Origin of the sequence: Paraburkholderia sp. SIMBA_054 (assembly GCF_046534875.1) — a bacterium.
Classification (GTDB): Bacteria; Pseudomonadota; Gammaproteobacteria; order Burkholderiales; family Burkholderiaceae; genus Paraburkholderia; species Paraburkholderia hospita.
In genome coordinates, this window is sequence record NZ_JAWRXV010000777.1 from 1 (window position 1) to 272 (window position 272).

The following is a 272-nucleotide window of genomic DNA, read 5'->3' on the forward strand; positions in this document are numbered from 1 at the left end:
TTTGGATCGTTAAAATCAATACCACAAATGCGATGACCGCGCGAACTAACTGATACAACTCTTGCTCCATTTGCTTGAACTAAAGTGGGCCAAAGTCTTGCTGTTAATTGGAAATGTCCTAAATGATTCGTTGCGAACTGCGATTCATATCCTCGTGCATCGCGTGTTAACGGGTTAGCCATTATTCCTGCGCCGTTTACTAAAATATGTAGTGGACGTCCAGTGTTAAGAAACCTTTTTGCAAAAGTATCTATAGAATCGGGATCAATAAG

The 272-nt window shown here is 40.8% G+C and carries 1 protein-coding gene; it reads right to left on the reverse strand.

Going from position 1 to position 272, the window contains the following annotated elements; translation table 11 throughout:
- On the reverse strand, positions 1-272 hold a 272-nt coding region (locus SB822_RS57215), incomplete at both ends, for an SDR family NAD(P)-dependent oxidoreductase (protein WP_410859118.1).